The organism is Streptomyces sp. KR55 (genome assembly GCF_052245645.1).
GTDB classification, from domain to species: domain Bacteria; phylum Actinomycetota; class Actinomycetes; order Streptomycetales; family Streptomycetaceae; genus Streptomyces; species Streptomyces flavusporus.
In genome coordinates this window covers 1-6,329 of the sequence record NZ_JBQQCE010000536.1, presented here as the reverse complement: position 1 = coordinate 6,329, position 6,329 = coordinate 1, and the positions used below count along the sequence as shown (strand labels likewise).

Sequence of the window (6,329 nt, the reverse complement as noted above, 5' to 3'; positions counted from 1 at the left end):
CCTCGCACCGCTCCTGGGCCAGCGCCCGCAGCCGGGAGTTGGCGGCCACACCGCCGCCGATCATCAGGTGGTCGACGCCCTCGTCCTTGCAGGCCCGTACGGCCTTGCGGGTCAGCACGTCCACGACCGCCTCCTGGAAGGACGCCGCCACGTCCCGCACCGGCACCTCCTCCCCCGCCGCCCGCCTGGCCTCGATCCAGCGGGCCACGGCCGTCTTCAGCCCGGAGAAGGAGAAGTCGTACACCGGATCGCGCGGGCCGGTCAGACCGCGCGGGAACACGATGGCGTCCGGGTCGCCCTCCTTCGCGTACCGGTCGATGACCGGGCCGCCCGGGAAGCCGAGGTTCAGCACCCGGGCGATCTTGTCGAAGGCCTCGCCGGCCGCGTCGTCGATGGTCGCTCCCATCGGGCGGACGTCGGAGGTGATGTCGGAGGAGAGGAGCAGCGACGAATGCCCGCCGGACACCAGCAGCGCCATCGTCGGCTCCGGCAGCGCCCCGTGCTCCAGCTGGTCGACGCAGATGTGGGAGGCGAGGTGGTTGACGCCGTACAGCGGCTTGCCCAGCGCGTACGCGTACGCCTTCGCCGCCGAGACCCCGACGAGCAGCGCGCCCGCGAGCCCCGGACCTGCGGTCACCGCGATGCCGTCGAGGTCCTTCGCACTGACCCCTGCCTCCTTCAGCGCCCGGTCGATGGTCGGCACCATCGCCTCCAGGTGCGCGCGGGACGCGACCTCCGGCACGACCCCGCCGAAGCGGGCGTGCTCGTCGACGCTGGAGGCGACGGCGTCCGCGAGCAGGGTGGTGCCGCGGACGATGCCGACGCCGGTCTCGTCGCAGGAGGTCTCGATCCCCAGGACCAGGGGTTCGTCAGTCATGGATCTCGGTTCCTTGTTCAGAGGGTGCGGAGGGTGCCGAGGGTGCCGAGGGGGCAGAGGGGGCAGAGGGCACGCCCGCGGCGGAGCCGCTGTCGGACGCGGTCGACAGACGCATCACCACGGCGTCCACGTTCCCCGGCTGGTAGTAGCCACGCCGGAAGCCGATCGGCTCGAAACCGAAGCGCTCGTACAGCTTCTGGGCGCGGACGTTGTCCACCCGGCACTCGAGCATCACCTCGGCGCACTCGAAGGCGGTCGCCGCCCGCAGCAGCTCGGTCAGCAGCCGCGCGCCGAGTCCGGTGCCCCAGTGGTCACGGGCGACGGCGATCGTCTGGACGTCCCCGATGTCACCGGCGGAGGCGAGGCCCGCGTACCCGACGATCCGGCCGGCCTCGTCCTGAGCGACCACGTACCGCCGGGTCGCCCCGGGGCCGCGCGCATGAGCGAGCTCGGACCAGAACATGCCCCGCGACCAGGCGTCCTCGGGGAACAGGTCCCGCTCCAGCTCCAGCACGGGATCGATGTCCCACCAGCGCATCTCACGCAGCACGGGCGTCACGGGCTCGGTCACTTCGGGGTGACCACCTTGTAGTTCTTGGGCACCTGGGCGTCCGGCCGGCGCAGATACAGCGGGCGGGGTGCGGGGAGTTCCTCACCCTTGCCGAGCCGCTCCACGGCCAGCCGGGCGAGGGCGGCCGCGGACACGTGCTCGGGCTCATGCACGACCGGGAAGGTGTCCGGGTACAGCAGCGCGCCCGCACCGACCGCGGGCAGCCCCTCGACCTGCGCGGCGATGTCGGCGGGGCGGGCGACGGCCGGGTCCGTGACACGGGTGCGGGAGTCGGCGTACCGCGCCCAGTAGACCTCCTTGCGCCGGGCGTCGGTCGCCACGACGAAGGGGCCCTCCATGTCGGCGGCGTAGGCGAGGCCGTCCAGCGTGCACACGCCGTGCACGGGCACGCCGAGCGCGAGCCCGAAGGTGTCGGCGGTCATCAGCCCGACGCGCAGCCCGGTGTACGGGCCCGGGCCGATCCCCACGACGATCCGCGTGACGGCGTCCAGTGTGAGCCCCGCCTCGCCGAGCACACGGTGGACGGCCGGCAGCAGCAGCTCACCGTGCCGGCGGGCGTCCACCTGGCTCGACGAGGCGATGACGTCCGTACCGTCATGCAGCGCGACGGTGACGGCGGGAGTTGCGGTATCGAGAGCGAGCAAGAGCACGCAAACAGCCTACGGCTCCTCGGGGCACCCCGGCCCACGCCTCCGCTGCTGCTAGCGTCACCACAGATTCACTACAGATATGGACAAAACGACCCGGAGGTGGACGTCCGTGTCCAGCACCAGCGCCGGACTCGTCACCGGTCTCACGGCGGCGGCCCTCGCGACGGTCGGGTATCTCGGCTATCAGGCGTCGGCGAACATCCCGGCGGAGCTGAGTGCTGCGGGCGGCAGGTCGGCGGCTGCGTCGAAGGCGCCCCGGGACAGGAGCAACCCCACCGCCCTGCCCGGCAACTCCGGCACCGGCGAACGGGTCGTGTACTCGCTGGACGACGACCGGGTGTGGCTGGTCGGCCCGGACAACAGGGTCATGCGCACGTTCCGGGTCACCCCAAGCACCGTCGACCCCGCGCCGGCCACCTACTACGTCACGTCCCGCTCGGGCGCGGTCACCGGATCCGACGGCATCCCCGTCGAGCACGTCGTCCGCTTCACCAGCGTGGGCCATGTGCCCATCGGCTTCAGCGCGGCGAAGAACGGCCTGACCCCACCGCCCGACCCGAAGGCGCGGACCGGCGGCATCCGCCAGTCCCGCGCGGACGGCAACGAAATGTGGAAGTTCGCGACGATCGGCCAGAAGGTCGTCGTCATCCGATAGAGCTACGCCGCCTCGCGGTGGTCCTCGGGGGCCTGGCGTACGCGCGGTACCTGTGGAGCCCTCGGCTCGGGGTCGCGCGGCGGCGTCGAGATCGCGTGCGCGGCGGCGCAGGACGCCAGCAGGTCACGCATCGACACCCCGGCCACCACGCGCGGCACCGTCTCGTCTCGTTCCGTAGCCGACATGGACGCCTCCTGAGGCCCGGGGGCGGACGTAGTTAGGTACACCTAACTACGAACTGGATACCATGTGACCACGCCCGAACGGCCGGACGCAACATCTTGCCGACGTATTGTCGGAACGTTCATGAAGTTCCCAGGCCACACGGCCTCACGGCCTCTCAGGCCGAGAGCACGCCCAGGTCCACCGCGGCCCAGCGCTCCCCGAGCCCGGTGAGCGTCACGTGCCGCACCTCGTCCGTCGTGTCCCCGACGGCCCGGTGGATCGCGACGTGCAGCCGGTCGTCGGTCAGTTCCTCGACCTTGCCCTCGCCCCACTCCACGACGATCACCGACTCGGGCAACGAGACGTCGAGGTCGAGGTCCTCCATCTCGTCCAGGCCGCCGCCCAGCCGGTACGCGTCGACGTGGACCAGCGGAGGCCCGTCCCCCAGGGAGGGGTGCACCCGGGCGATCACGAACGTCGGCGACGTGACCGCGCCGCGCACCCCGAGGCCCTCGCCGAGTCCGCGGGCCAGCGTCGTCTTGCCCGCGCCGAGCTCACCGCTGAGCAGCACCAGGTCGCCGGCGCGCAGCAGCTTGGCCAGACGGCGGCCGAGCTCGCGCATCTGCTCGGGCGAGTGGACGATCAGCTCGGTCTCAGCCGGGTTGTGCGGTGGTGCTTCCATAGCCACCCACGGTAGCCCCTGCGGGAACGGCACCCGCGCGGGTGAGCAGGTCGGCGAGCCGGTCGGTGACCACTTCCGGGTGCTCCAGCATCACCAGGTGCCCGGCGTCTGGCACGAGCACCAGCTCGGCCTCCGGCAGCAGATCGGCTATGGCCTCGCTGTGCTCGCTGGGCGTGACGAGGTCCTTGACCCCGGCCAGGACGAGCACCGGCATGTCCTGGAAGAGAGCGAGCGCCTCCGTCTTGTCGTGGTCGGTGAACGCCGGGTAGAACTCGGCGACCACGTCGATCGGCGTGCCCTCGATCATCCGCTCCGCGAACCGGGCGACGGCCGGGTCGACGTCCCGGGAGGCGAAGGAGTAGCGCTTGATGATCCCGGCGAACAGATCGGCGGTAGCCCGCCGCCCCTTCTCCACCAGCTCGGCCTGCTGCCCGAGCGCCCTCAGTACCCCCGGCAGCACCCGCCGCACCGCATTGACGCCCGCGACGGGCAGCCCGAAGTTGACCTCGCCGAGCCGCCCCGACGACGTACCGACGAGCGCCACGGCGACGACCCGCTCGCGGATCAGCTCCGGATACCGGTCGGCCAGGGCCATCACCGTCATCCCGCCCATGGAGTGCCCGACCAGCACGATCGGCCCCTCGGGCACGGCCGCGTCGAGGACGGCCTTCAGATCGCTGCCGAGCTGGTCGATGCTGACCGGCACGCCGTCCCGCACCTGCGCCGCCCCCCGGCCCGACCGGCCGTGACTGCGCTGGTCCCAGTGGACGGTCCGTACGACACTCCGGAGCGCGGCCCGCTGGAAGTGCCAGGAGTCCTGGCTGAGGCAGTAGCCGTGGCTGAAGACGACGGTCACGGGCGCGGGCGCCTTGCGGCCGAAGAGCCGGCGGCGGCGCGGTGCCACTCCCGCCTCGGTCTCGGCCTCGTCGACCTCGTAGTACAGCTCGGTGCCGTCCTCGGCGTAGGCGCGGCCGGGCATGCCGCGCAGGGCGCCGTACGGCCCCGCCGAGTCGAGGGCGAGCCGCGCCTTCTTCCGTATGCCGCGGCCGACCGTCATCCGCTCTATCGCGACGCCGGCCGCCGCGCCCGCGGCGATGACTCCTATGGCGGCGCCCGCGATGCCGGTGACCTTGCGCCAGTTGCCGGCCGCCCCCGTTGCGGAGGCGACGGCCGCCGCGGCGGCGCTCGCGACGCCCTCCGCACTGCTCTCGCTCACGTACCGCTCCTCTTCGCCGGGCTGGTGGGTCGGGTGGTTCCGGTGTCTGTCACACACGATGTACTGCTGCGGGACCCTGGGCGGGTTACCCGTCCTGCTCCCCGTTCACATAGACGCGGGGAACGCGCGTTCCGATGCGCGTGACGATTTCGTACGCGATGGTCCCCGCGGCCTGCGCCCAGTCCTCGGCGGTGGGCTCCCCGCGGTCGCCGGGCCCGAACAGTACGGCTTCCGCCCCCGTCCCGGGCACGTCACCCCCCAGGTCGACGACGAACTGGTCCATCGCGATCCGCCCCGCGACGGTCCGCCACTTGCCGCCGATCAGCACCGGGCCGGTCCCCGAGGCGTGCCGCGGGATGCCGTCCGCGTAGCCGAGCGGGACGAGGCCGAGGGTGGTCTCGCCGGGGGTGGTGTACCGATGCCCGTAGCTGACCCCGTGCCCCCCGGGGACCTGCTTGACCAGCGCCAGCGAGGCCGACAGCGTCATCACGGGGCGCAGCCCGAAGTCGGCCGGGGTGCCGATCTCGGGGCTGGGCGAGATGCCGTACAACGCGATCCCGGTCCGTACGAGGTCGAAGTGGGCCTCGGGCAGTGTGAGCGTGGCCGGCGAGTTCGCGATGTGCCGCACCTCGGGCCGCAGGCCCGCCCCCTCGGCGTACGCCACCATCTCCCGGAACCGCCCGAGCTGGAGGGCGATGGACGGATGCCCGGGCTCGTCGGCGCAGGCGAAGTGCGACCACAGCCCGGTGACCCGGACGAGCCCCTCGGCCTCCGCCCTGACCGCCTGCCCGACGAGCTCGGCCCAGTCCTCGCCCGGCTGACAGCCGCCCCGGCCGAGCCCGGTGTCGGCCTTGAGCTGCACCCGCGCCGGCCGGCCGGCCCCGCGCGCCGCCTCGGTGATCTCCCGCAGGGCCCACACCCCGCTGACGGAGACGTCGAGATCGGCCTCGATCGCCTCCCGCCAGGGCCCGCCGGGCGTCCACAGCCAGCACATGATCCTGACGTCCGCCGGCAGCCCGTCCGCCGCGCGCAGCGCCAGCGCCTCCTCGGGCGTGGCCGTACCCAGCCAGGTCGCCCCCGCGTCCACCGCCGCACGGGCGCACTGCAGCGCCCCGTGGCCATACGCCTCGGACTTCACCACGGCCATCAGAGCCGCACCGGGCGCCTGCGCACGCAGGGCACGCACATTGGCCCGAAGGGCCCCCAGATCAATCTCGGCCCGGGCACGCAACGGGGCGCTGGGCAGATGCGCAGTCGTACTCATCGCGCCCAGTGTCTCAGAGCCCTCGGACACCCCTTCGACAACGACCCCGAGAGCTGACCCCCGTGGAGCTGCGGGCAGTCGCGCCGCACGTAGCTGCGGCCAATCGCGCAGCCGCCGTAGCTGCGGGCAGTCGTGCCTCCCCCAGTGCCTTAAGGGCCTGGGGGACCCCCAGGGCGGCACGGGTGGGCGAGGGGGGTCCCCCCGCTCGAGCGAAGCCGAGAGTGGGGGAGGCACCCGCAAGCGCCGGGT

The 6,329-nt window shown here is 72.8% G+C and carries 8 protein-coding genes; 1 reads left to right on the top strand and 7 read right to left on the bottom strand.

The window, feature by feature from the left end:
* The 3 genes from tsaD to tsaB form a co-directional block, all read right to left on the bottom strand.
* A partial coding sequence (gene tsaD, locus ACTWQJ_RS44495; RefSeq protein WP_443312091.1) for a tRNA (adenosine(37)-N6)-threonylcarbamoyltransferase complex transferase subunit TsaD occupies positions 1-877 on the bottom strand: 877 nt, incomplete at its 3' end.
* Positions 870-1,415, bottom strand: a complete 546-nt coding sequence (gene rimI, locus ACTWQJ_RS44490; RefSeq protein ID WP_443312092.1) for a ribosomal protein S18-alanine N-acetyltransferase — start codon at positions 1,413-1,415, stop codon at positions 870-872. The genes tsaD and rimI, both read right to left, overlap by 8 nt.
* Before the next feature lie 29 nt (positions 1,416-1,444).
* On the bottom strand, positions 1,445-2,098 hold the full coding sequence (tsaB, locus tag ACTWQJ_RS44485; RefSeq protein ID WP_443312090.1) for a tRNA (adenosine(37)-N6)-threonylcarbamoyltransferase complex dimerization subunit type 1 TsaB: 654 nt from the start codon (positions 2,096-2,098) through the stop codon (positions 1,445-1,447).
* A 109-nt stretch (positions 2,099-2,207) separates the two neighbouring features.
* Here tsaB and ACTWQJ_RS44480 point away from each other — a divergent pair, with 109 nt between their 5' ends.
* On the top strand, positions 2,208-2,753 hold the full coding sequence (locus ACTWQJ_RS44480; protein WP_443312089.1) for a hypothetical protein: 546 nt from the start codon (positions 2,208-2,210) through the stop codon (positions 2,751-2,753).
* Positions 2,754-2,755: 2 nt separating this feature from the next.
* Here ACTWQJ_RS44480 and ACTWQJ_RS44475 read toward each other — a convergent pair whose 3' ends face one another.
* The 4 genes from ACTWQJ_RS44475 to alr all read right to left on the bottom strand — a co-directional run bounded on the left by ACTWQJ_RS44475 (position 2,756) and on the right by alr (position 6,080).
* The gene (locus tag ACTWQJ_RS44475) at positions 2,756-2,938 is read right to left on the bottom strand and encodes a hypothetical protein (RefSeq protein WP_443312088.1); all 183 of its coding nucleotides are present in this window, start codon (positions 2,936-2,938) and stop codon (positions 2,756-2,758) included.
* 155 nt (positions 2,939-3,093) lie between these two features.
* Positions 3,094-3,600, bottom strand: a complete 507-nt coding sequence (tsaE, locus tag ACTWQJ_RS44470) for a tRNA (adenosine(37)-N6)-threonylcarbamoyltransferase complex ATPase subunit type 1 TsaE (protein WP_443312087.1) — start codon at positions 3,598-3,600, stop codon at positions 3,094-3,096.
* Positions 3,572-4,816: an alpha/beta fold hydrolase gene (locus tag ACTWQJ_RS44465; RefSeq protein ID WP_443312086.1), complete on the bottom strand. Its 1,245-nt coding sequence runs from the start codon at positions 4,814-4,816 to the stop codon at positions 3,572-3,574. The genes tsaE and ACTWQJ_RS44465 overlap by 29 nt, the downstream gene beginning before the upstream one ends.
* A gap of 85 nt (positions 4,817-4,901) precedes the next feature.
* Positions 4,902-6,080 carry an alanine racemase gene (gene alr / locus ACTWQJ_RS44460; RefSeq protein WP_443312085.1) on the bottom strand — a complete coding sequence of 393 codons (1,179 nt, stop codon included), beginning with the start codon at positions 6,078-6,080 and terminating at the stop codon, positions 4,902-4,904.
* Between the last annotated feature and the right edge of the window lie 249 nt (positions 6,081-6,329).

Coding starts and splice junctions, on each gene's coding strand:
- tsaE (WP_443312087.1), bottom strand. CDS start 3,600: ATGGAAGCACCACCGCACAACCCGGCTGAGACCGAGCTGATCGTCCAC.
- ACTWQJ_RS44475 (WP_443312088.1), bottom strand. CDS start 2,938: ATGTCGGCTACGGAACGAGACGAGACGGTGCCGCGCGTGGTGGCCGGG.
- rimI (WP_443312092.1), bottom strand. CDS start 1,415: ATGCGCTGGTGGGACATCGATCCCGTGCTGGAGCTGGAGCGGGACCTG.
- alr (WP_443312085.1), bottom strand. CDS start 6,080: ATGAGTACGACTGCGCATCTGCCCAGCGCCCCGTTGCGTGCCCGGGCC.